Source organism: Neobacillus sp. Soil_C_43 (genome assembly GCF_057656715.1).
Genome location: NZ_JBDGJV010000011.1, coordinates 45,792 through 68,619 on the forward strand (window position 1 = coordinate 45,792; position 22,828 = coordinate 68,619).

Sequence of the window (22,828 nt, forward strand, 5' to 3'; positions counted from 1 at the left end):
CTGTATCAATTCTTCATTTTCGGATCTAGGATATCCCTTAACCCATCGCCCATAAGGTTAAAGCCAAGAACCGTTAGCATAATGGCGATACCCGGAAAAAATAAGGTCCATGGGGCCTGGGTAATGTAATTTTTCGAATCCGCCAGCATCTTCCCCCATTCAGGTGTTGGAGCCTGTGCCCCCATTCCAAGGAAGCCAAGAGCAGCGGCCTCAATAATAGCGGTAGCAATCGCAAGTGTGGCTTGTACGATTACAGGAGAAATACTATTTGGCAAAATATGACTTAAGAGAATCCGTGTATCTCTCATTCCAACTGCTCTTGCGGCCATAATATACTCTTCTTGCTTCACACTTAGTACTTTTGAGCGAACAAGTCGTCCAAAGTTTGGAATATTAATAACAGCAATCGCAATCAAGGCATTTTTCAACGATGGCCCAAGTATAGCAACAACCGCGATAGCTAATAGAATACTAGGAAACGCCAGCATGATATCAAAAATTCTAGAGATAATTGCATCAACCCAGCGACCATAATAGCCTGCTACAATTCCTAGCATTGTTCCAAATACAACAGATCCTAATACAGAGAAAAAACCTACCCATAAGGATATTCTTGAACCATACAGTATTCGTGAAAAGATATCTCGTCCAAAATCATCTGTTCCAAACCAATGTTCACTGGAAGGTGCCAGCATTCGGTCTGACAACACCTGCTCCTTATAACTATATGGTGAAATGACAGGAGCCAAAATAGCTATAATTATAAAGAAGACAACTATTCCTAAACCAGCAACCGCTAATTTATTTTTTCCAAAAGACTGTAAGGCTTCCTTCCAGGGAGGTGTCAGCTTTTCTTCAACAGCTTTCACAGATAAATCTGATGCGCTTTTTGCAAGTTCTGCCACTACTCATCCCTCCTCTATTTCGTATATTTAATTCTTGGATCCACAAATACATACAATAGATCCACGATTAAATTAATGAGTACAAAGATTGCCGCGATAATTAAAATCCCTGACTGGATAACAGGATAGTCACGATAGGCGATCGCATCATATAAATATCTGCCTATTCCCGGCCATCCGAAGATGGTCTCCGTCAGAATTGCTCCTCCTAAAAGCAGCCCTGTTTGCAAGCCGATAATGGTAAGCACAGGAATAACCGCATTCTTTAACGAGTGCTTATAAACCACCCAAAACATGCTTACTCCCTTTGCTCTTGCTGTCCGGATATAATCTGATTTCATCACCTCAAGCATCGTTGCACGGGTCATCCTTGCAATAATTGCCATAGGGATTGTTGCAAGGGCCGAAGCTGGCAAAATAATGTGCTTGAGAACAACAACGAATTGATCAAATCTTCCTTGCATGATTGTATCAAGCAAATAAATATTCGTTATCGCTGAAACAGGGTCCCTGGCATCCTCCCTACCTGTAGTTGGAAGCCATCCTAAATCAATAGCAAATGCCCATTGAAGCATTAAACCTAGCCAAAATATTGGCATCGAAACGCCGACCAGAGCAAATACCATCGCACCATAATCGAACCATGATCTTGAAAACCACGCACTGATAATTCCGGCATTTACACCAATGATAATGGCAATAAGCATAGCGACTATTGTTAATTCAAGTGTTGCTGCTAAATATGGCCAAACCTCTGCATTAATAGGCCCCCTTGTCCGAAGGGAAATTCCTAAATCCCCATGAAGGAGGGCATTAATATAATCTCCATACTGTATGTACCAAGGCCTGTTTAATCCTAATTGTTCTGTTAGCGTGGCAATCGCTTCTTTCGTTGCCCTTTGTCCAAGAATTACCTGTGCAGGATTACCAGGAATCGCATGGATAATCGCAAAAACAATGAGAGTCATTCCAAATAATACGGGAATTAATGAAAAAACACGACGAACCGTATAAGTAAACAACCTTCTCACCCCTTTTAAAAAGATACTGGATCTTACTTTTGAGTAATAAAAGGGGAGGTAAATCCCCTCCCCTTTTTACCGCTTATTTTTTAAATTCGACTTTGTCGAGAGCTTCAGAACCTGTTGGGTGCGGTAAATAATTGATAACATCTTTACTTGCTGCAGACAGTGGTCTAGAGTGAACAAGCGGTATCCACGGAGCATCTTCATGGATAATTTCTTGAGCTTGCTTGTAAAGATCGTTACGCTTTGCCTGATCAGTTTCTTGCTGTGCTTTTATTAAAATGTCATGTAATTGGTCATTCTTATAGAATGAATAGTTATTTGCTCCAATGCTGTCCTTATCTAACAATGTGTATAAGAAGTTATCAGGGTCACCATTGTCACCTGTCCAACCAAGCATATAAGAGTCAAATTCACCTTTTGCTGCTTTGTCTAAATAAGTAGCCCAGTCAACAGATTGGATCTTGGCTTTTACGCCAATTTTGCTAAAGCTTTCTTGAATAACCTCAGCAACCTTTTGTGCTTCAGGCATGTAGAGACGTGCAACCGGCATTGCCCATAGATCCATTTCAAATCCATCTGGGTATCCAGCTTCTTTTAATAATGCTTTTGCCTTTTCTAAGTCATATGGATATTCTTCTACAGCATCATTATAGCCTTCAACTGAAGGTGGCATTGGGTTCTTTGCCGGAATCGCTTGGCCGTCGTAGAATGCTTTAATGATTGATTTCTTATCAATTGCATGGTTTAAAGCTTGACGAACAAGCTTGTTGTCAAATGGTTTACGAGTTAATGTAAAACCTAAGTAGCCTACGTTCATAGATGGACGCTCGATTAATTGAAGATTAGGATTATCAGTTACCGTTTTTGAATCAGAATTGTTTAAGCCGTCCATCATATCCACTTCGCCATTTACTAAGGCATTAAGTCGTGCTGTGTTTTCTGGAATGACACGGAAAATAACTTTGTTTAGCTTAGGTAATCCCTTTTGCCAGTAATCTGCATTCTTTTCAAGGGTAATTCGGTCATTTTGTTTCCACTCGACAAATTTGAATGGACCTGTTCCAACTGGATGGCTTCTGAAATCGTCGCCGTATTTCTTAAGAGCTGCTGGGCTGGCAATTCCGAATGGTGACATTGCCAAGTTCTTTAAGAATGGGGCTTGAGGTCTTTTCAGCACAAATTGAACCGTATTGGCATCAACCGCTTTAACCTCTTTGATAACGTGACCTTCGTCCGCTTTGTATCCGCCAAACATGGTATAGTAAGGGAATTTATCAGCGTCGCCATTCATCCAGCGATCAAAGTTATACACAACTGCATCAGCATTAAAATCAGTGCCGTCATGGAACTTTACTCCTTCTTGTAGCTTGAAAGTATATGTTAATGCGTCAGCACTTACCTCCCAGCTTTTTGCAAGCTTCGGGTGTACTGTTGTATCTTGTTCGCCGTAATCTAACAACGTATCAAAAATATTTTCTGTTACTTTGAAGGTATCCCCTTCAGTTGTTGTGATTGGATCAAGTGACGTAGAATCTACACCACGGGCATAGATTAACGTATCTTTTCCTTTACTCGTTTCTTTGCCATCTTTTTCATTACTATTGCTTTTGCTGTTACAGCCAACCAGGAACATGCTGATGGCTAATAAAGAAACTAACAGCAGCTTAAACGTTTTTTTCTTCATACGTGTTTTTACCCCCTATATGCTTTGTTTTTATATCATCAATGCAGCCATTCACTGGTTATATAAGTGACAGGCTACAAAATGACCATTGAGAATGGTTTCCTGCGGTCTAGTAGTTTTGCAAATGTCCATACATTCCTTGCATCTTGTATGGAAGGCACAGCCTGAAGGAGGATTAGCTGGACTAGGCAGCTCCCCTTCTATTAATATCGTTTTCTTCTTAACATCAGGATCTGGTATTGGTACTGCAGAAAGAAGTGCTTTTGTGTACGGATGCTTTGGATTCTCGTAAAGCTCCTCACTCTCTGCTAACTCTATTAATCTTCCTAAATACATGACACCCACACGATCACTAATATGACGAACTACCCCAAGATCATGTGCGATAAATATGTAGGTAAGTTGGAATTCCTTTTGAATCTCCTTCATCAGGTTGAGAACTTGAGCCTGAATCGATACATCAAGTGCAGATACAGGTTCATCTGCAATAATTAACTTGGGTTTTGTCATTAACGCCTTGGCAATCCCAATACGCTGACGCTGTCCGCCGCTAAATTGATGCGGGTATCTTTTCGCATGGTAGCTGCTTAAACCTACCACCTCGAGCATATCTCTAACCTGCTTCTTGCGTTCCTCTTTTGTCCCTATTCCATGAACAATCAAAGGCTCCTCAAGAATTTTCTCGATTGAATGTCTTGGGTTTAATGATGCATAGGGATCCTGGAACACCATTTGGATATCTCTTCGTGTTTTTCTTAACTCAGACTTTGACAAGCTGGTAATCTCTTTATCTTCAAAAACGATCTTCCCATCACTTGCTTCGATTAAGCGCATGAGTAGTCGGCCAGTCGTTGATTTTCCGCAACCACTTTCCCCTACGATTCCTAAGGTCTCTCCTTTTTTTACATAAAAAGAAACATCATCAACCGCTTTGACTTCTCCTTGCTTCCTTCCCAAAATGCCGCCTGTAATTGGAAAGTATTTTTTCAGTCCGTTTACCTCAAGAAGTAACTCCGACATGTTTGTCACTCCCCTTCAATGTATGTAGGAAACAGCGTACTTCATGTCCGTCTTTTTCCGTTTTATATAATTGTGGCGTTTCTTCATAGCATTGTGATAATACCTCAGAACATCTTGCGGCAAATCGGCATCCCTTGTGAATAGACCCTGGTGTAGGAACTGTTCCGGGAATACTGTAAAGCCGCTCCTTTTTCCCTCTTAAGTCGGGAACTGATTTTAGCAATCCAATAGTGTAAGGATGCTGTGGATTTTTGAGTATCGTTCGTACATCACCTTGTTCGACGATTTGACCGGAATACATAACAATGACTCGTTCACAGATTTCCGCTACCACACCTAAATCATGAGTAATTAATATGATAGAGGTATTCGTCTTTTGGTTTAAATCCTTCATTAATGCGAGAATCTGGGCTTGAATAGTTACATCAAGAGCCGTTGTGGGCTCGTCCGCAATGAGCACCTTTGGATTACAGGCCATAGCCATGGCAATCATAACCCTTTGTCTCATTCCTCCTGATAACTGGTGTGGATATTCTTTAAGAATCCCTTCTGCCCGTGGGATTCCGACTAATTTAAGTAGTTCGATACAGCGCTGCTTAATTTGGATCTTTGTTAGGTCAGTATGTAATTTGATGGCTTCCATTAGTTGATTCCCTATTGTAAATAAGGGATTTAATGACGTCATGGGTTCTTGGAAAATCATTGATATTTGATTTCCGCGGATCTTCCGCCACTCTTTTTCCGAAATGTTTTTCAGGTCTCTTCCTTCAAAAATAATTTCTCCATTCTCGATTTTTCCTGGAGGAGAAGGAATTAGGCCCATCGTAGCTAAGGACGTTACACTTTTCCCACTTCCTGATTCCCCTACGATCCCTAGGATTTCTCCATCCCTTAAATCAAAACTAATACCATCCACAGCTGGGACAAACTTCTTCCCTGATTGAAAAGACACCTTTAAATCCTTTATGCGAAGAATAGGATCTTTGTCCACATATACACCTACTTTGACTATTTATTTCGTAATCCTAAACATTCTTCTGAAATATTAAAATTTATAAAATTTTAAAACTATTATGACATATATTACTTTAGAGTTACCATCGAAATTTGTCAATAAAGTAAAAAAAATTTAAAAAAGTGCCTAACACCGCGGCACGCTAACGTATTAACGCACCGGGGGTCAGGCACCCATAAGAAGGTAAACTATTATTTCATTTCTGTTAATGCTATTCTTTGATAGGTTTTGAAGAAGGAATCACAATATGAATCCCATTCTTCAGCTGCTTCGATTGCCGCTTCGCTTACCTCTCCTAACACAGGCCTTTGCAGTAAATCTTCTAATTGTTCGGTGAACTGTTTAATCGTTTCTCTAGATGCCCCTTCCAATACACTTTCCACAAAATCAGCGGGAGCATACCACTCTGATACTCTCTGAACATCACGGTATACTTGTGTTAACAATAAATTACGCGGACCTTCCCATTGCTCATTAACAACTACATCTCGGAAAATGCGTGGTAGCGAGGAGAACTCTTCCATTACTCCATGCCCAGCGAAAACGGAAATGGCCTCTCTTAATACTTCGGCTCCTTCATTAGTCACACACATTTTTTGCAATAAAATCAGTTCCCGTAGATTGAATAGCTGTTTTTGGACTGCCAACGGATGATTCGATTTTATTCCTGGGTTTAGTGGCTGCTCTAGTTTCAAGAACAAATCATATACTTTAAATGCCCCCGCTGTGGTACGCTCGGCTGCATTTTCGATCCGTTTTAATTTGCTCGCAGCCAGCGGATAATCTTTCACTTTTTTTCCAAAAACCGTCCTAAAATCACTGTATAGCTTTGCTTCTCTAGATGCACGAAGCATAAACCCAGCACAAGCAATCCCAATTTCCAAACGGGACAAGGTAAGCACAATTCCTACTGCCACTGCCACGCCTTTATCTAAAGGACCAATTGGATAGGCAAGTGCACCATTGTATTGAATTTCACCTGTTGGTACTTCAGACGTGCCCATTTTCCATTTTATTCGATTAATTTGATAGCCATTTCTCTTTTCCTTTTCTTTGTCCCCCGGTAGCCAGGACGGGACAATAAAGGTCGAAACTTTATTAGTACCCGTTACTTTTGCTGTTACAACAGAATAATCAGCATGGGCTACCGAACAGAAGAATTTATTTCCATATAAGCGGAAATTCTTTCCCTCCGGAACGGCCTCAAGAAGATTAGCTGGTAAGTCAGAACCACCTTGAATTTCTGACATAAATTGTGCCCCAATAGCAAACTCTCCGCTTATTCCTTCTTTTGAATGCTGTAATATATCTTGAAGTTCGGGATATTCTTCATTTGGAAATTGATCGAGAAGCGCAATGAGTCCATGTGTACATGTCATTGGACAGGTTACTCCAGCTTCTCCTAATTGGTGAATTAACATTCGCTTCACAAAGCTCTCCCATGGCTCCATTTGACTAGAAAATAACCCTTCACCGAAAACACCTTGTTCAAGTTTGTGAACTTCCATCGGACGGACAACCCGGTCAATTCGATGGTTAAATGCATCAAAGTGGAGCATAAATGGACGTACCTCAGGTCTCGCAGTTCGCTCAGCTAGACGATTCCATTCATTTGAGACTGTAGGTGAAAAACCCATAATCTTTTTATGGACTTGTTCATACCGACTCGCAGTAAAATGTTTCACTGCCTTTTGTAAAAATGGCTCATCCCGATACCAATCTAGGTTGTTGCGCTTTTCAACAAATGCATCAAATGTATAGGTATTTTCTCCTCTTTTCTCTGTGCCTTGGGAAGCGATGTTCATAGTTAATTCACTCCTTTTTTGTTAAATTATTCTAAAAATTCAACTTAATTATAAACGTTCCCACTCGCTAAGGACAATGACATTTTTACGAAATAACATTCTCAACATTCCCATAAAAAAACCCTGTACTGGCGGCAAGTCTAGTAACAGGGTCTTAGTTATCTTATTTTTTCAAACCTGTGTAGATGTGAATGGCATCTCTTAAAAATTCTGCCGTACCAGGCTGTTCTTTATCATAATAAGCGGTAAATCGCTCATCATCTACGTACATTTGGGCGAGGCCGGCATGTGCCTCCTTGCTATATTCATTCCAATAATAACCTAACCACTGCTTGTGAAGGTCGGCCGCTTTTTGAGCAAGTTCACCTGCGGGATCACCCGTTTTGAACGCCTCTGCTAAGGTTATTGTAACTTCTTCTGCTAACTTTGTAGCATGGTCATATTGTTCTTCCGTCATGTTCTGAAGTTTCGCATTGGATTGGTCTACCGTGTCATTTCCGTACTTTGTACGGATTTCCTTTCCGTACTTTTTCTCGTTGTCTTCGATCATTTTTTTCTTAAAGCCTTCAAATTTTTCTTTATTAGACATCTCTATTCTTCTCCCTTCTGTTAATGCAATTGTTTTATCTACATTGGCAATTAAGTGATCTAATTGTTCTTTTCTCTCAAGGAGTTTTTTACGATGTTCTCTAAGTGCAGCGGCACCATCAAAATCAGGGGCAGTTATAATTTCCTTTATGCTTTCTAGGCTGATATCTAGTTCTCGATAAAACATGATTTGCTGCAGGCGGTCCACTTCTGCTTGGCCGTAAATTCGATAGCCTGATGAATTTATTCTTGCCGGCTTAAGAATTCCAATTTCATCATAGTACCGAAGGGCTCTGGTGCTGACACCCGCCAATTGTGCCAGCTTTTGCACTGTATACTCCATTCGTTCACCTCCTATAACTAAACGATACACCTTTACGCAGCGTTAATGTCAATCACTAGTTTGCCTATTTTTTTGTATGGGTTCTACACTAATCAAGCTCCACTATGCTACCCGTTCCTCTTTTCCTGTAACATCTCGGGCACGTAGACTGCTTCTATGTTACCCGTTTCCCTTTTCACCTACCACTTCGGTAACGTAGACCTCTTCTACGTTACCCTCTTCCCTTTTCATCTACCACTTCGGGCACACACTGACAAGGGAATGTTTCACCAAAAAAATTGTCGACTAGTTTTGATAATAATAGTCCTTTTCTCCTTTTATAATAGTGTTAGGTAAAAATCCCCATAATAAAAGGAGCGATTTGATGGCTAAACTTTACGTTATTTATAATCAACCTAAGGATCAGGAAGGATTTGAACAATATTATTACAATGTACATATTCCACTAGTACAAAAACTTCCCCATCTTAAAGGTGCTGAAGTTCATCGTGTTTTACAAGCTCAAAACACGACTGAACCTTTATACCTCTTTGCAGAGCTTCATTTTGATAATCCCACTGAATTAAGTCAAGCCTTATTATCCCCTGAAGGACAGGAAGTTCAAGGTGACGTTTTAAACCTGATGAGATTCTTGGATAAACCACCGGTAATTTCAATAGTAGATTAATTCCCCACAATAAGGTCCCTTAAAGGGACTTTTTTTTGCGTCCTATCTGTTTCTTTTTGTGATGTTTGTCCTCCTTTAATCATACAGTTTTAGTAAAGGAGGATGGACATGTACACTTCTTTATCGACCACGAAGCTAATCCGCTATTCTGTTGCATATGTATTTATAATCTCAGGAGTTATGAAATTAGTTAACACTGAACTAGCCAATGGGTTTCTTAACTTAGGTTTACCTTATTCACACATCCTGTTAAAAGTCGTTATCCTACTTGAGATTGGGTGCGGAGTATTACTATTGGTAAATAAGGCAGTTAACCATGCCGTAATCCCCTTAATAGCAATCATGATTGCTGCACTACTATTAACTAAATTTCCACTCTTGCACACTGGCTTTTTAACATTTGCATTTCATGCACGGTTAGATATTGTGATGCTTGCCCTGCTGATCATTCTCTATAAACGATATCCGCAGTAACTATGACATCCTTTTTTGTTCTTTCACGGGGAATAGTTACCATTCAAGCCTTTTTTATTCCTTCACGGGCACTAGTCGCCTGGACTAGTTCCCGTTCCACCCTTTTTCGTTCCTTCACGGGCACTAGTCGCCCGGACTAGTTCCCGTTCCATCTTTTTTTGTTCTTTTACGGATACTAGTCGCCCGACTGGTTACTGATCCCCACTTATTTGTATGGTAGAATGAGAGAAAAGTCTTTCAAAGAGGCGATTCCTGTGGTGCTTAAAAAAAAGGTAAAGGATCTCCCCTCCTCCCCTGGGGTTTATCTAATGAAGGATTCCTCTGATAGGGTCATTTATGTGGGGAAAGCCAAAAACCTTAAGAATCGAGTACGATCATACTTTCAAAACACTAAGGCACACTCTCAGAAAATAAAGAAGTTGAAGGCTAACATCAATGATTTTCAATTGATCCTGACCGATACAGAATTCGAAGCATTTATGTTGGAATGTAAACTGATTAAAGAAATCAAGCCGATATTTAATAAAAAAATGAAAAATCCCACTTCCTACACTTATATCCGGTTTCACAAAAGAAACACCCATTGGGCTATTGATTTATCAAACACGATTGAGAAGGATGGCAGTCTTTATTTCGGTCCCTATCCAAGTAAACATATAGTTGAAAAAGCACTCCAAGGAATGAAAGAATTTCTAAAAATAGACTGTTGCAATCCAAACAAGGGCACGCCCTGCTTGAACTACTCCTTAGGTCTTTGTATCGGTATATGTTTTAATGAAGATTCACGTAAACAATATAATGAACGGTTGAAAAAAATGGTGGATTTTCTTCAAGGGACGAATACCGAAGTCCTTCAAAAATTGACGCAAAAAATGATAGATGCCTCAAACAACTTTGATTTTGAAATAGCAGCAAAATACCGAGATACATTAGATGCGATTCAATCGCTCATCTATAAAGAAAAGGTGATTGAATTTACTGAAGCGAATAAAAATATCGCTCTCATCGAATATATAGAAGATGCCGCCTTGAAACTCTTTCTGATCAAAGGAAATAATGTTATTTTTAGAGAAAAATATCAAATAGAGGAAGAGAATTCAGAGCAGTTGGTTGAGAAGATTAAAGCGAATATTTTTACGTATTTTAAGAGTCTTTCAAATCATTCATCCATTGAAATTACTAAAGACGAAATCGATGAAGCGCAAATTATTTATAGTTATTTAAACAGCAGTTCGTGCAAATATGTGGTTATTGACGAAAAATGGTTAGAATTTGAAAACCAAAAAAGTATAGATTCTTCTATAAGAAATACACTGCTAAATTAAATTGATTTCATCTATTATCCTCGGTTTTTAAACCGGGGCTTTTTTTTTGTTATCCAGCCTTACGAATTACCAATTTCCTCCTAAATCGAACGCTACTACGAAACTATTAGTTAGAAAAGTATATCTAATCAAAATTTATATACTATTTCAAAAAAACTTTCTTTTATTCTTAAAAATTGCAGTAATTCAGTATTATCAAGCTTTTTAAAACGTATATAATCTAATTTCCAAAAAAAGTTTTTGACAATTCAAAACCCTAAAAAGTATTATAAAATAATAATAAAGGAGGTAAAAACATGTCAAACTTAAATAGGCAGAAAATTGTGGATAGTGTACCTCAGACTGGATTCGTTGGACATCCTAAAGGTCTATTCACCCTTTTCTTCACGGAGTTTTGGGAGCGTTTCTCTTACTATGGAATGAGGGCCATCCTTGTTTTCTATATGTATTATTCAGTTTCCAAAGGTGGATTGGGCATTGATAAAACACTCGCACTTTCCATCATGTCCATTTATGGATCACTAGTTTACATGTCTGGTGTTATTGGCGGATGGCTAGCTGACCGTATATTTGGTACTTCAAAAGCAGTATTCTACGGTGGAATATTAATCATGTTTGGTCATATTGCACTTGCTATTCCTGGCAGTGTCTCCATGTTCTTTGTATCCATGGTATTAATCGTACTTGGTACCGGATTATTAAAACCAAACGTTTCAACTGTTGTTGGTGAATTGTACAGTGAGAAAGACCAACGTCGTGACGCAGGATTCACCATTTTCTACATGGGTATCAACGCGGGTGCTTTCTTATCCCCATTAATCGTTGGTTCTGTTGGCAACTTCCACTTAGGTTTTAGTATTGCTGCAGTTGGTATGTTCTTTGGACTTATCATGTTTACTGTTACTAAGAAAAAAAATCTCGGCCTTGCTGGAACAATGGTTTCAAATCCATTGTCACCATCTGAAAAGAAAAAAGTCTTTACTTATATTGGTTTAGGTGTCGTTGTTCTTGCAGTTATTTTTGCTATTTTAATTCCAAAAGGCATCCTAACATTTGCAGGTTTTATCAATTTAGTTACTATTCTTGGTGTGTTAATTCCAACCATGTATTTCATTGTTATGTATCGCAGCCCAAAAACAACGGCTGTTGAACGTTCACGTGTTATTGCATACATTCCATTATTCATTGCATCTGTAATGTTCTGGGCGATTCAAGAACAGGGTTCTACCATCCTTGCAAGCTACGCAGATACGCGTACACAATTACATTTTGCAGGAATTGATATTAAACCAGCTTGGTTCCAATCATTAAACCCATTATTTATTATCACTTTAGCACCATTATTTGCTTGGATTTGGGTTAAATTGGGCGACCGTCAACCAACAATACCGCAAAAATTCTCATTATCATTACTTTTCTCTGGGGTTTCTTTCCTAGTAATTCTATTGCCATCCTATCTTGGCGGTACAGATTCTTTAGTAAACCCATTATGGCTTGTTCTTAGTTATTTAATCTGTGTTATCGGTGAATTATTACTATCACCAGTAGGACTATCTGCTACAACAAAACTAGCTCCTGCTGCTTTCTCTGCACAAACAATGAGCTTATGGTTCTTATCTAGTGCAGCTGCACAAGCACTCAATGCACAAGTGGTTAAATTCTACTCTGAAGATACTGAAATGGCTTACTTCGGAATCATCGGTGGAGCATCCATCCTACTTGGTATCATCCTTTTAGTGTTATCTCCAAAGATTCAGGAGTTCATGAAGGGCGTAAAATAATAATACAAGCGGCTGATCACTCAGCCGCTTTTTTATTTATTCAATAGATGCTTCACAGAATATATAGGATGGTAAAGCATCATCCACTTACCAGAGTACCGCATGACTGCTTTCATCTTTTCGCGGTATCTTAATTTATAGCAGTGTATTTTACAGTTAGAGCAGGCCGTTTTCTCTTCACCAAAGCGGCAGAATGAGAGTCTTAGCATGGCATAGTTTTTTAGGTCCTGACAGTCTTTACATAAAGCCTCTCGATGATGCTTTTTTCTACAATAAAGCTCAATCATCTCCTTAACAATCTCTTTTTCCTTTTGAATAACTGGACCATTATTAGGCTCGATTAATCTTGCCTTCATGTTAGTAAACCTCCCTTTTCTAGATTTACTAAAGCAAACTTCTTACCTTCACCATATCATACGATTCTTTAAACGGACGGATGAATCATTACAAATTCCGTACAATTACATCCTGACAGTCGTTGGAACTTTTCGACCCTTTTCGGAGTTGGTTTCAACAATCTCCGGATGTGCCTTCCTAATAACAGATGGTCTTGCAAGCACCAAAACCACACCAATGAATAACAAAGCAGATAGAAGCAAGATCCATTGTGCAGGAAAGATATCATAAAGAAAGCCGTACAATACCATTCCTAATGGCATTAATGCCATCGCCATCGTTTCAAGCAGAGAAAATACACGACCTTTAAAATCATCTTCAATTTTTTTCTGCAGCATCACTTGCAGCGGTGTATTGACGATAATGATGAATGCTCCAAGGACGAACATGATGACCAGGTAAAAACCAAAAACGGAAGTTGACGAAAGGCCCACTAATAACGGAAAGGAAACTGCCGCCATCACACCCCCCATACCAACAATGGCCCACTTTGAAACAAGCAGCGGGTACCTTACTTCTTTTCTAAAAGAAAAATAAATGGATAGAAGCAGCATACCAACGGCAAATGCTCCTTGTGTAAATCCAAAACGCTGGGAAACCATTTTCATTTTTTCAATAAGAATGAACGAATAGCCCACCTCAAATGCTCCAAAAAGGAAGTTGATCATTAAAGAAATCCAGACAATCGTAACCAAAATTGGCTGAAGTTTTAAATAGCTAATTCCTGCCTTAATACTCACCCACATGGATTCCTTCTGCCCCGAGCTATCCTTTTCCTTTCGGTTAGCGAACAGCTTAAAATCCATTGTCGATTCAAGTACAACGGCAATACACGAAGCAATCATATACATAATGAGAAAAGTCTGCATTGATACAGCACCATACAATAGTCCGCCTACTGCCGGGCTGGCAATGGCTGCAAAGGAAATGGACATTTGGTTTAAAGACATCGCTCTTTGAACTCTCGCTTCATCCACAAGACCAGATATGGAGGAAGTAAAGGTCACCCCGGAAAACATGGAAGTGATGGATAAAATACAGGAGGTAATATAGATTGCCGTTAACGATAGGTCGGTGATGAAACTAACCAACAGTAATCCCCCAACTGCAATGGTTGTTGCAACTTGTGATATAACTACAATTATTTTTCTTGAATATTGGTCAGCAAGGTATCCAGCGAACGGGGCAGCGAGGGTACGTGGTAATATATTGCAGATAAGATTAGCAGCAAAACTCGTGGCCGAACCAGTTGCTTGTAAAATATAAAAACTTATAGCAAAAGAATATACTTGTGCACCAAAGGAGGAAATAAGTTTACTTATTGTGAAGGTCCATAGATGATAGGTTGCTTTTTTTAGCTTTAAGCCATCATTCACACGATTCACACTCCAAAAAAGTTTAATTTAATTAAACAAATCATATCACACCAAATACTTCCATTTCAAGAAAAAGTTTAATATAATTAAACTACCAACTAAATAGGGTGTGTTTTATACATGTTAGGAGAACGGATCCGCGAAATTCGGAAAATGAAAAAAATGACACTTGAAGGACTGGCGGGGGAAGAACTAACCAAAGGAATGCTTAGCCTTATTGAGAACAACAAAGCTAAACCTTCCATGGAAAGTCTGACATATATTGCTAAGCGTTTAGGTGTGGAGGTAACTGAGCTGTTAGAAGAAATCAGCGGACACGAGCTGCGAGGACTTTTAGAAACTGCAGAGAAATTATACAATTCCCAGGTTGAACAATGTCCCGACAAATATAAACAGCTTATTAGCTCGCTCAATCCTTATATGGATAAATTAAATGGTGGGTATGAAGCTGCCCGATTATTAGACCTTTATGGCCGCTGCCTTTATCATGAACAACTAAATGACTGGCAGATCTATTGTAATCGTGCAGCGAAAATGTATGACGAGATGAATCTAACTGCTAAACGAGCAGGGATTGGGATTTTGTACTCGACAGAGAAATTTGTTAAACACGAGTATACCGAATCATTAACGATTTTCTTAGCTGAACGTGCTGCAATCGAAGCAACGCATGCGTATGTTGACCCAATTACTCGTGCTGACCTTGATTATCAAGAAGCCATTCTTTACTTTGCAGTTGGCGATTCTGAAGCCGCTAAGCAGGTGATGGAAAAGGCCATTCAGTTCTCAAAAGAGCATCGGATTTTTTATCGAATTGATGATTTGTACAGGCTTGCCGTGGCCCATGCGATGATGACCCAAGATGAAGAAAATAAGATGCATTATCTTAAGAAATTAAAACAATATGGGGACTTTGCAGATCATGCACCCTCCATCCTTTTCTATGATTTGTTCCAGGTCATGTCGCTAATGGAAAAACAGGACTATTATGCTTCACTTGAAATCATTGACTACTATTTGTCTAATCCAAAAACAACGGATTTTTACGCAGTATGGTTTCTTCTTGAAAAGGGAAAGGCCCTATATAGCCTTAGCCGGTTTCTAGAAGCTATACCGTTTCTTGAAAAAATGACCATTCCATCTTGGGTGCATCATCCTTTTGATTTGTCACTTCTATATGTAAAGGATTGCTACAAGGCCCTCTGCCTGTTTGAATTAGGCCATGATGATGAAGCCCTTCATGCCGCAAAACAGGCAGTGGATCATTTCGAACCTCTTCCACCTACACCATTTAAGGATTTTGCCCATGAAACATATAAAAGAATGAAAGAAAACATCAAAAAAACAAAACCCGCCGAAGACTAAAAAACGTCACTACTCGGCGGGTTTCTTTCTAGGTTTCTTTTGTTTCATTTAATTCATCTATTAATTGTTTTGTCCTTTTGGCATTTCCTTCAGCAAAGTTCTCGAGGCGTTCCTTTAGTTCATCATCATCGTGAATTCGCTCTGCTGTAATAAGGTACGTCCTCATCAACTCTTCTTCCACCTCAATGGAATGTTCAAGAACCTGTTCTAATTTGTCCTTCTCTTCCTTATTCTTTCGGTTATCTGAGTTTTGAACCACGAGAAGACCTCCTTTTTTACCATTATCCTTCTCTAATTGTTACCCACCTATCCGCTTTACCCAAACAATTTATTGATTAAAAGATAACCTTATTCATATTTAGTGGGATCTGTAAAAGTGATATAGACCAAATAAATAACCAAACAGATTGCTGTCGTCACAAATCCCCAGCCAAGAGTAATCTGCTCAATAATTAGGTAGTTATTACATAATTGAACTGGTGAATCAATATATAACCAGCCTATACCGAAAAATAGAATTGTGAAAAAATAAAATAAAACTTTCTTAACAATGGGTCTAAGTTTATTCCAACTGTCTCGGAGAGATATACCAGCTAGAAATGGCAAACTAATAAATTTAAACACTTCCATACTCTGCATCGTTAATGCATCATCCATTGACCTCGGAAGCGTCCAAAAAAGCGTTATAATAACAAATAATAATATCCCAGGAATCCCTTCACTGTTCCATTTTGAAAAGAATGAAGGAAACCGTAGTTGGAAAAAGCGGGCCATGAGAAATCCAGAAAAAATCAACAACGGCATTTGCATATGCATGTGAATGATCATTACAGATTCCATAAGATTTGAAACAGGAGGAAGGAAGAGGAAAAGGCATAACAGTACTCCATATAATGATTGCTTCATGATTCCTTACCCGCCTCCTTATCCAAAATATCAATCAGCTTTTTTGCGGCTTGATCAATTTTTTTATAGTCGAGTACATCAACCAGACTGCCTTTTTTATCAACCAAATAAAAGGCAGAGTTATGAGCAAAATTACCATTTGCATCCGGAATAACAATAACACCAAAAGCTTTTAATAAAGCATTTAACTCAGCAGGATTTTTAATTCTCGCCATCCTCCAGGTTTCTCCATCACTATTAAAATAACCACGGTATTTTTCTAATGTGGTTGGGTCATCTCTGGTAGGATCAAAACTAATACTTAAAAAAACAATCTCTTTGCCCATATATTTGCTTGGTATCTTTTCATAAACCTTAGACATGTTCATTTCTAACTGTGGGCAAACTGTCGTACAGGAGGTATAAAGAAAGGTAATAAACACATATTTGCCCTTAAATTCAGAAATAGAGTACTCCCGACCTTTGCTATCCTCAAAAGTTACATCGGGAAATCTAGGTTTAACATCTATTAGCCGATTCACTCTAGCCGTTTCAGAGGTAAACGCCCGAAATCCATCCGTTCCTAAATAGAACAACGTAAATCCAAATATGATAACTAGCACACACGCAAATATATTGTGTTTATTTTTGATCACAGTGATCACTTCCCACGATCTATTTTTCCATTCAACTAATCTTAAGCATAAGGAGATAGCCCTCCCCTCCGAGCTATCTCCTTTTTAAAATATTTACTTACCAAGTCTTATACGGCGGTGAGCCAGGCGGTGCATTGACGATAAATTCGGTTAATGGTATGACGTACGCCATTGCAACTACTAATAGCATTAGTACAATCCAAAGTCCCCAACGCTCCGTCCAATAGGGTGTTTTGGCTACGCCATCCTCTTCCTCTGCAATTGGAAATTCCGTTTCACCTTTTGGTGCGAAGAACATCAGATTAAATACCGCATATACTTGAAGAACAACACCGATGACTAACAATGTTCCTCCAATTGCTAAAAACATTAAATAAGGATCCCAGCTTAAAGCAGTAGCATTATCACCATATGTTGTATAGGAAGTCCTCCGCGGCGAACCTAGCAGTCCAACCCAATGCATTGCCCCTGACATAAAAATCATACCGACAGTCCATATCCAAGTTTGAATTACACCTAATCTATTAATTTGTGGGGTTAACACCCGTTTCGAAATATACGGAACTAACCAATAACTTATACCAAAGAATGTCATCACAACAGACATCCCCAGGGTTAAATGGAAGTGGCCAACAATCCACATCGTATTATGAACCACTTGGTCTATTTGATTGGTACTTTGAGCTATTCCACCTGCGCCAGCTGGAATAAAAGCAACCATGGCAATAAAGGGTGCAAGGAAACGAACATCGCCCCATGGCATTTTTTTATACCATCCAATTAATCCTTTTCCTCCCTGCTTCCTCGCAGTCCGTTCAAACACCGCAAACAAGGCAAAGGCAGTCATTAATGAAGGAAATCCGATAGCTAAACTCATAAACACGTGCATGAATTTAACTGAAGGTGAAATGCCGGGGTCCACAATTTGGTGATGGAAGCCACCAGTTATATTCATAATAACTAATGCAATAATAACGACGCGTGTTAAGGTATCACTCCAACGTTTCCCACCTATAATTTTTGGTACAATAACATACCAGGCAGATGTGGCAGTTAAATACCAAATATTAACCAACGTATGACCAAAAGCCCAGAATAAGGTACGGGCTACCATAACATTAATCGTTTCAACCCAGCCAAATGCCCAAGGAATAATCGTTAAAACTTCAATGGCGACAGGGATAAGGGCAAAAAACAATAGGACAAACACCCCTGTTGCAAAGTAAGCAAGAATCGGAACATGCTGTCCTTTATGGTTTTTTCTCCATTTAGCCACATTGATAAATGCTCCAATACAGCACATCCAAACCCCCAACGCTATAAATACCAAGCCTATATAAAACATTGGGTTGGCTGCCATTGGCGGATAGAACGTATACATAACAGATGCTTCATTCATTAAGATAGGAATGACGGCTAATACAAATCCAACCATCTTCATTCCGAATCCAACCCAAGCCAACTTTCTTACCTTTGGAAGCAGCCCCCCCAATGTATGGGAAAGTCCAGCATAAAAATAACCAATTGTAAAAAATGCGGTTAGTACAACAACCAATAATAAACCATGTGCCGTTAGAACTTGATAATAATTAAGCCATGTTGGCAGTTCTAATAATCCTGCACGGTTTAAACCTTGTAAGAGTCCTAACATTCCACCAAGAAGTAATGCTGTAAATGCTACAAATATATATGATTTCGTTAATCTAGCATCCTCTTTAGTTATTCCCATCGCATTTTCTGCTCTATCTTTAAATGTAGGTGAATTTGCTGTTTTCACATTGCTTCCCCCCTTTTATTTTACCGTAATCGTTGTACTCATTACTTGATGGCCAGCCCCACAATATTCATTACATAACACTAGATAGGTTCCAGGGTTATCAAACTTTTGAGTAATTTTTTGTATGTGTCCAGGTACCACCATTGCATTTAGATTTGTTCCAGCCACCTCAAAACCGTGAACAACATCTTTTGAGGTTAAGGTAAAATGGACAGTTGAGCCAGCTGGTACTTCTATATTGCCCGGGTTGAAACTGAATGCTTGTAATGTCATAACTACTTCATATTCATGTTCACCAATCTTATTAATTCCTGGCTTATCAAACGGTGCTGTTTGATCTACTTTTTGTGGATCAATGATTTCTTTGTTACTTGGCGGCTCCAAGTCAAAGGCAAAGGCTTGATAACCAGTTATTAACATGAACACCATGATCATCCCAAAACTTAAGGTCAACCAAATTTTCTCATCAAGGTTCATCTTCATCTCATTTCCCCCTATACCCTAGACATGAATAATCCATACAAAACTAAATACGTGAAAAGGATTACTACTCCTACCACTCCAACCGAAATCCATGTTCCTTTTAAAGGTTCCTCTTGATGTTCACTTTGCTTATTTTTCTTGTAACTCTTCGTAGCACCCATCCCAAATCATCCCCCTTATGATTTTGATATCTACAGCATAAATGGGAATAATTATCAATAAAGTGAACTGAATCACTATAAAAAACACACCTAAAAAGAAAAAGAAATTGCTTATTATTTCACATTCATTAGAAACCTAAAAGTTTGATTCTTTAAATGGTTCAATATTGATTGTTATCAACATGTATAACTTTTTTATAGAAAAAATCATTATAGTGAAATACATACCTAATAAAAAATAATCTATAAAATAGTAGTGACAAATTTGTGAACTCTTTGAATCCTTATGCAATAAAAAAACGCCAACAAGTATGCAGTCTGCACACGTTGGCGTTTTAAATTATTGATTAAAATTATTTAGCTAATTTCTAGCTCTTTGGTTTGCAAATATATACGCTTCTTCTAGCCACTTATTCACATCGCTAGTAAGTTCGGACTCATCTCTAATCATCAAATGATGAATCCAGCGTCCAGGATAAGGTTCTGTCGCTTCAACAATTTGGTCGTGTTCAATATATCGTCCTACGCAAAAAGTAACAACAATCGCATTTTCTGGACGTTTATTGAGCCATGGCTTGTGCTGCCATACCCAAGCAAACTTTGGTTTGGTTCCGAATGAGATTTGGGATTTGTTCACATCAAATGGTAAAGGTGCAATCGATTGGATCATTTGATTCACCGCTTGGAACAATGAGATAAGATGTTCTTGATTAGAAAAGAAGTTTTCTATCTCCTTATCAAATACAGATTCCATCCTTTATCCCCCCTCTCCTCACCTCAACCGTTTCTTGAATACGTTAGTTACATAATTAACAAATTCCTCAATTAAATTATACCGTTATTTTCCATACAAAACTATCCAAAACGCAACTCATGAAGTATGTAGCATAATATCCTGTCAAACTTTTTTCACAGTTTCTGTCCCAGAAACTGAATAACATGTGACAAGCCATTATGAAAGTCACCTTCATGACGTTCTACTTCACCCATGAAAAAGTGAACAATCCGCCAATCATTAAAGGTCTGCAAAAATTCTTCGGGGGTATATAAAAAGCCTAAATCTTTTGGACCACCACTGTTATATGGAAGTTGATATCGAGAATATACTTCCGTAATGAAATAGCCTCCAGGCTTAACCGCTCCTTTTATTCCTTGAAGGGTTTTCTTTTGTAACTCAACTGGAAAATGCCCAAAAACACAAACCACTTCATCCCATTGGTTTTGAGTCCATCTTGCTTCATTTAGGTCAACCAATTCAGTTTGAACGGTGTCCCCTCGTTCTTCAGCAAGCTTTTTTATTTTGGTTAATCCAGATTCTGCATAATCCCACGCGGTCACATTCATTCCTTGTTCAGCTAGAAATACAGCATTACGTCCTTCCCCTTCGGCAATGGTTAGCACCTCACCAGATAACTTTAGTCTCTTCTGCATTTCATTTAGAAAGACATTTGGTTCTGTTCCATAAACATAGTGCTCTGCTGCAAATCGATTATTCCACTGATTCATCGCTCATTCCCCTTTCACTCTTGTATATTTCCCATTTTATCATTGAAAAAAGATTCTTAATCAAACTTTAACAAAGGACTACTACTATAATCTAATTAGGAGTGATTGATATGAATGTTATCGGGATATTCTTAACATTAGCTGCAGAAGTATTATCTTTTTCTCACCATTAAAATTTAATAATAGAGGGTGGTGGAATCTTGAATCAAAAAAACCTTATTGGCAAGTCAGTTTTAATTGTGGAAGATGATCCGAAAATCCGGAATCTTGTCAAAATCCACTTAAAAAAAGATGGATACGAAGTAACCGAAGCGGTAAATGGGGTAGAAGCGAAGGGAAAAATTGAGGAACTGGACCCTTGTATATTAATTCTTGATCTCATGCTGCCAGGAATCAGCGGCGAGGAAATCTGTAGATGGGTTAGAGAGGATTTAAAAAGTATGATGCCCATCATTATGCTTACAGCAAAGGCTTCAGAAAAAGACCGTATCAAAGGATTTCATTTAGGGGCAGATGATTATGTAGTCAAACCCTTTAGCCCCGCCGAATTAATGGTACGAATTGAAGCTGTACTAAGAAGAACTGCCAGTCGTTGTGGAAAGCAAGCTTTACAGGCTTTACGATTAAACCCGCAAAAGGAGAAGCTTGGATCGATGGAGAGCAGCTTGAATTAACTCATTTTGAATTTAAATTACTTCATACCTTCATGCAGCATCCAAACCAGGTATTATCTAGAGAACAAATCCTTACCTATATTTATGAAAATAATGAAAAAGCTGTTACTGACAGAACTATTGATGTTCATATCTGGAATTTAAGGGGAAAAATCAAGAAAAAGACACCCAAGGATTATATTCAAACCATAAGAGGAATGGGGTATAAGTTTGTGGCACAATAAAAAATCGGAAATGTTCCAAGAGGAAATGCTTCGAAATATCGCTCATGAGCTGCGGACACCCCTGACGAATATTAATGGTTATTTAGAAGCTCTACAAAATGAAGTAATTGAGGGAAATCCAGAATTATTCGGTTCCTTACTAGAAGAGTCACGAAGAATTTCTAGAATAGTTGAGCTTATAACAGAATTCATTTCCAAAAATGAACGGGATAGCGTTTCTTAATCATTCCTTAATAATTCACCTGCATTATTTTATTGAAAGGAGTGATTTATATGAAATATATCATTGAAAACGACCACATTATAGGAAATTTAGGCTTCGATCCAATCACTATTTCACCTTCTGAAAATAAAGGCTATCGACCGTTTGAACTTTTTGTCTCTTCTATAGTGGGATGCAGCGGCACCATCCTTCGAAACATCTTAACAAAAAGGAAATATCCTTTTCAAAAATTAGAGATGGAAGTCTCTGCAGTAAGAAACCCAGATCATGCAAATCGAATTGAACAGCTTTCCTTTACTGCCTACGTTCAATCCGATGAGCCACTAACCCCTCAGCTTGCAGAAAAAATTGCTGACTTAGTCATTAAAAATTGTGGAATGATTCAGTCTGTCATTAGCTCTATTGAAATAAAATTTACTATCAAGTACATAAAAGGGATATAAAAAATAGGGTTACCCATAGAAGGG

24 protein-coding genes and 1 pseudogene are annotated in these 22,828 nt (G+C 38.5%); 8 read left to right on the top strand and 17 right to left on the bottom strand.

Annotation, left to right across the window (positions count from 1 at the left end; genetic code table 11):
• Positions 1–5: 5 nt before the first annotated feature.
• From AC3A54_RS15270 to AC3A54_RS15300, 7 genes are all read right to left on the bottom strand, one after another.
• Entirely contained in the window at positions 6–905 is a 900-nt protein-coding gene (locus AC3A54_RS15270; RefSeq protein WP_487655080.1) for an ABC transporter permease, read from the bottom strand.
• Positions 906–919: 14 nt separating this feature from the next.
• Positions 920–1,927: an ABC transporter permease gene (locus tag AC3A54_RS15275; RefSeq protein WP_335533354.1), complete on the bottom strand. Its 1,008-nt coding sequence runs from the start codon at positions 1,925–1,927 to the stop codon at positions 920–922.
• An 82-nt stretch (positions 1,928–2,009) separates the two neighbouring features.
• The gene (locus tag AC3A54_RS15280; protein WP_335548606.1) at positions 2,010–3,617 is read right to left on the bottom strand and encodes an ABC transporter substrate-binding protein; all 1,608 of its coding nucleotides are present in this window, start codon (positions 3,615–3,617) and stop codon (positions 2,010–2,012) included.
• Between the two features lie 51 nt (positions 3,618–3,668).
• Positions 3,669–4,637, bottom strand: a complete 969-nt coding sequence (locus AC3A54_RS15285; protein WP_335548605.1) for an ABC transporter ATP-binding protein — start codon at positions 4,635–4,637, stop codon at positions 3,669–3,671.
• Positions 4,618–5,628, bottom strand: a complete 1,011-nt coding sequence (locus AC3A54_RS15290) for an ABC transporter ATP-binding protein (RefSeq protein WP_335533360.1) — start codon at positions 5,626–5,628, stop codon at positions 4,618–4,620. The genes AC3A54_RS15285 and AC3A54_RS15290 overlap by 20 nt, the downstream gene beginning before the upstream one ends.
• A gap of 215 nt (positions 5,629–5,843) precedes the next feature.
• Complete coding sequence (locus AC3A54_RS15295) at positions 5,844–7,457, bottom strand: acyl-CoA dehydrogenase family protein (protein ID WP_487655081.1); 1,614 nt, start codon at positions 7,455–7,457, stop codon at positions 5,844–5,846.
• 163 nt (positions 7,458–7,620) lie between these two features.
• Entirely contained in the window at positions 7,621–8,388 is a 768-nt protein-coding gene (locus AC3A54_RS15300; protein WP_487655082.1) for a MerR family transcriptional regulator, read from the bottom strand.
• A 364-nt stretch (positions 8,389–8,752) separates the two neighbouring features.
• Between AC3A54_RS15300 and AC3A54_RS15305 the strand changes: the two genes are divergently transcribed.
• From AC3A54_RS15305 to AC3A54_RS15320, 4 genes are all read left to right on the top strand, one after another.
• Entirely contained in the window at positions 8,753–9,055 is a 303-nt protein-coding gene (locus AC3A54_RS15305) for an EthD family reductase (protein ID WP_487655083.1), read from the top strand.
• 108 nt (positions 9,056–9,163) lie between these two features.
• Positions 9,164–9,529 carry a DoxX family protein gene (locus AC3A54_RS15310; RefSeq protein ID WP_487655084.1) on the top strand — a complete coding sequence of 122 codons (366 nt, stop codon included), beginning with the start codon at positions 9,164–9,166 and terminating at the stop codon, positions 9,527–9,529.
• 254 nt (positions 9,530–9,783) lie between these two features.
• Positions 9,784–10,854, top strand: coding sequence for a UvrB/UvrC motif-containing protein (locus AC3A54_RS15315; protein WP_487655085.1), 1,071 nt, complete (start codon positions 9,784–9,786; stop codon positions 10,852–10,854).
• A 296-nt stretch (positions 10,855–11,150) separates the two neighbouring features.
• On the top strand, positions 11,151–12,635 hold the full coding sequence (locus AC3A54_RS15320; protein ID WP_487655086.1) for a peptide MFS transporter: 1,485 nt from the start codon (positions 11,151–11,153) through the stop codon (positions 12,633–12,635).
• Between the two features lie 32 nt (positions 12,636–12,667).
• On the opposite strand, the gene AC3A54_RS15325 is transcribed toward AC3A54_RS15320, so the two are convergent.
• Both AC3A54_RS15325 and AC3A54_RS15330 read right to left on the bottom strand, forming a co-directional pair.
• Complete coding sequence (locus AC3A54_RS15325; RefSeq protein ID WP_487655087.1) at positions 12,668–12,991, bottom strand: nitrous oxide-stimulated promoter family protein; 324 nt, start codon at positions 12,989–12,991, stop codon at positions 12,668–12,670.
• 105 nt (positions 12,992–13,096) lie between these two features.
• Positions 13,097–14,407: an MFS transporter gene (locus AC3A54_RS15330; RefSeq protein ID WP_487655088.1), complete on the bottom strand. Its 1,311-nt coding sequence runs from the start codon at positions 14,405–14,407 to the stop codon at positions 13,097–13,099.
• A gap of 120 nt (positions 14,408–14,527) precedes the next feature.
• On the opposite strand from AC3A54_RS15330, the gene AC3A54_RS15335 reads away from it, so the two are divergent.
• The gene (locus AC3A54_RS15335) at positions 14,528–15,772 is read left to right on the top strand and encodes a helix-turn-helix domain-containing protein (protein ID WP_487655089.1); all 1,245 of its coding nucleotides are present in this window, start codon (positions 14,528–14,530) and stop codon (positions 15,770–15,772) included.
• 28 nt (positions 15,773–15,800) lie between these two features.
• Here the strand turns inward: AC3A54_RS15335 and AC3A54_RS15340 are convergent, their stop codons facing one another.
• The 8 genes from AC3A54_RS15340 to AC3A54_RS15375 form a co-directional block, all read right to left on the bottom strand.
• Positions 15,801–16,031 (bottom strand): hypothetical protein, encoded by a 231-nt coding sequence (locus tag AC3A54_RS15340; RefSeq protein ID WP_335548056.1) that lies wholly within the window; start codon positions 16,029–16,031, stop codon positions 15,801–15,803.
• 89 nt (positions 16,032–16,120) lie between these two features.
• Positions 16,121–16,678: a hypothetical protein gene (locus tag AC3A54_RS15345; RefSeq protein ID WP_487655090.1), complete on the bottom strand. Its 558-nt coding sequence runs from the start codon at positions 16,676–16,678 to the stop codon at positions 16,121–16,123.
• Complete coding sequence (locus tag AC3A54_RS15350; RefSeq protein WP_487655091.1) at positions 16,675–17,313, bottom strand: SCO family protein; 639 nt, start codon at positions 17,311–17,313, stop codon at positions 16,675–16,677. Before AC3A54_RS15350 ends, AC3A54_RS15345 begins: the two co-directional genes overlap by 4 nt.
• A gap of 97 nt (positions 17,314–17,410) precedes the next feature.
• The gene (locus AC3A54_RS15355) at positions 17,411–19,042 is read right to left on the bottom strand and encodes a cbb3-type cytochrome c oxidase subunit I (RefSeq protein WP_487655172.1); all 1,632 of its coding nucleotides are present in this window, start codon (positions 19,040–19,042) and stop codon (positions 17,411–17,413) included.
• Positions 19,043–19,105: 63 nt separating this feature from the next.
• A complete protein-coding gene (locus AC3A54_RS15360; protein WP_487655092.1) occupies positions 19,106–19,573 on the bottom strand; it encodes a cytochrome c oxidase subunit II in 468 nt (155 codons plus the stop codon).
• A gap of 11 nt (positions 19,574–19,584) precedes the next feature.
• A complete protein-coding gene (locus AC3A54_RS15365) occupies positions 19,585–19,734 on the bottom strand; it encodes a cytochrome c oxidase subunit 2A (RefSeq protein ID WP_335548047.1) in 150 nt (49 codons plus the stop codon).
• Between the two features lie 361 nt (positions 19,735–20,095).
• Positions 20,096–20,488, bottom strand: coding sequence for a DUF5655 domain-containing protein (locus AC3A54_RS15370; RefSeq protein WP_487655093.1), 393 nt, complete (start codon positions 20,486–20,488; stop codon positions 20,096–20,098).
• Between the two features lie 155 nt (positions 20,489–20,643).
• Complete coding sequence (locus AC3A54_RS15375; RefSeq protein ID WP_487655094.1) at positions 20,644–21,240, bottom strand: SAM-dependent methyltransferase; 597 nt, start codon at positions 21,238–21,240, stop codon at positions 20,644–20,646.
• A 200-nt stretch (positions 21,241–21,440) separates the two neighbouring features.
• Here AC3A54_RS15375 and AC3A54_RS15380 point away from each other — a divergent pair.
• From AC3A54_RS15380 to AC3A54_RS15390, 3 genes and pseudogenes are all read left to right on the top strand, one after another.
• Positions 21,441–22,138 (top strand): annotated as a pseudogene (locus tag AC3A54_RS15380) (response regulator transcription factor).
• A complete protein-coding gene (locus tag AC3A54_RS15385) occupies positions 22,125–22,361 on the top strand; it encodes a histidine kinase dimerization/phospho-acceptor domain-containing protein (protein ID WP_487655095.1) in 237 nt (78 codons plus the stop codon). The pseudogene AC3A54_RS15380 and the gene AC3A54_RS15385 overlap by 14 nt, the downstream one beginning before the upstream one ends.
• A 50-nt stretch (positions 22,362–22,411) precedes the next feature.
• Positions 22,412–22,804, top strand: coding sequence for an OsmC family protein (locus AC3A54_RS15390; protein WP_487655096.1), 393 nt, complete (start codon positions 22,412–22,414; stop codon positions 22,802–22,804).
• The last annotated feature ends 24 nt before the right edge of the window (positions 22,805–22,828 follow it).

Bases quoted from the DNA above. Each gene is read 5' to 3' on its own strand.
- AC3A54_RS15295 (WP_487655081.1), bottom strand. From the start codon at position 7,457: ATGAACATCGCTTCCCAAGGCACAGAGAAAAGAGGAGAAAATACCTAT.
- AC3A54_RS15285 (WP_335548605.1), bottom strand. From the start codon at position 4,637: ATGTCGGAGTTACTTCTTGAGGTAAACGGACTGAAAAAATACTTTCCA.
- AC3A54_RS15360 (WP_487655092.1), bottom strand. From the start codon at position 19,573: ATGAAGATGAACCTTGATGAGAAAATTTGGTTGACCTTAAGTTTTGGG.
- AC3A54_RS15310 (WP_487655084.1), top strand. From the start codon at position 9,164: ATGTACACTTCTTTATCGACCACGAAGCTAATCCGCTATTCTGTTGCA.
- AC3A54_RS15345 (WP_487655090.1), bottom strand. From the start codon at position 16,678: ATGAAGCAATCATTATATGGAGTACTGTTATGCCTTTTCCTCTTCCTT.
- AC3A54_RS15370 (WP_487655093.1), bottom strand. From the start codon at position 20,488: ATGGAATCTGTATTTGATAAGGAGATAGAAAACTTCTTTTCTAATCAA.
- AC3A54_RS15280 (WP_335548606.1), bottom strand. From the start codon at position 3,617: ATGAAGAAAAAAACGTTTAAGCTGCTGTTAGTTTCTTTATTAGCCATC.
- AC3A54_RS15300 (WP_487655082.1), bottom strand. From the start codon at position 8,388: ATGGAGTATACAGTGCAAAAGCTGGCACAATTGGCGGGTGTCAGCACC.
- AC3A54_RS15335 (WP_487655089.1), top strand. From the start codon at position 14,528: ATGTTAGGAGAACGGATCCGCGAAATTCGGAAAATGAAAAAAATGACA.
- AC3A54_RS15325 (WP_487655087.1), bottom strand. From the start codon at position 12,991: ATGAAGGCAAGATTAATCGAGCCTAATAATGGTCCAGTTATTCAAAAG.
- AC3A54_RS15320 (WP_487655086.1), top strand. From the start codon at position 11,151: ATGTCAAACTTAAATAGGCAGAAAATTGTGGATAGTGTACCTCAGACT.
- AC3A54_RS15365 (WP_335548047.1), bottom strand. From the start codon at position 19,734: ATGGGTGCTACGAAGAGTTACAAGAAAAATAAGCAAAGTGAACATCAA.
- AC3A54_RS15305 (WP_487655083.1), top strand. From the start codon at position 8,753: ATGGCTAAACTTTACGTTATTTATAATCAACCTAAGGATCAGGAAGGA.
- AC3A54_RS15390 (WP_487655096.1), top strand. From the start codon at position 22,412: ATGAAATATATCATTGAAAACGACCACATTATAGGAAATTTAGGCTTC.
- AC3A54_RS15355 (WP_487655172.1), bottom strand. From the start codon at position 19,042: ATGGGAATAACTAAAGAGGATGCTAGATTAACGAAATCATATATATTT.
- AC3A54_RS15375 (WP_487655094.1), bottom strand. From the start codon at position 21,240: ATGAATCAGTGGAATAATCGATTTGCAGCAGAGCACTATGTTTATGGA.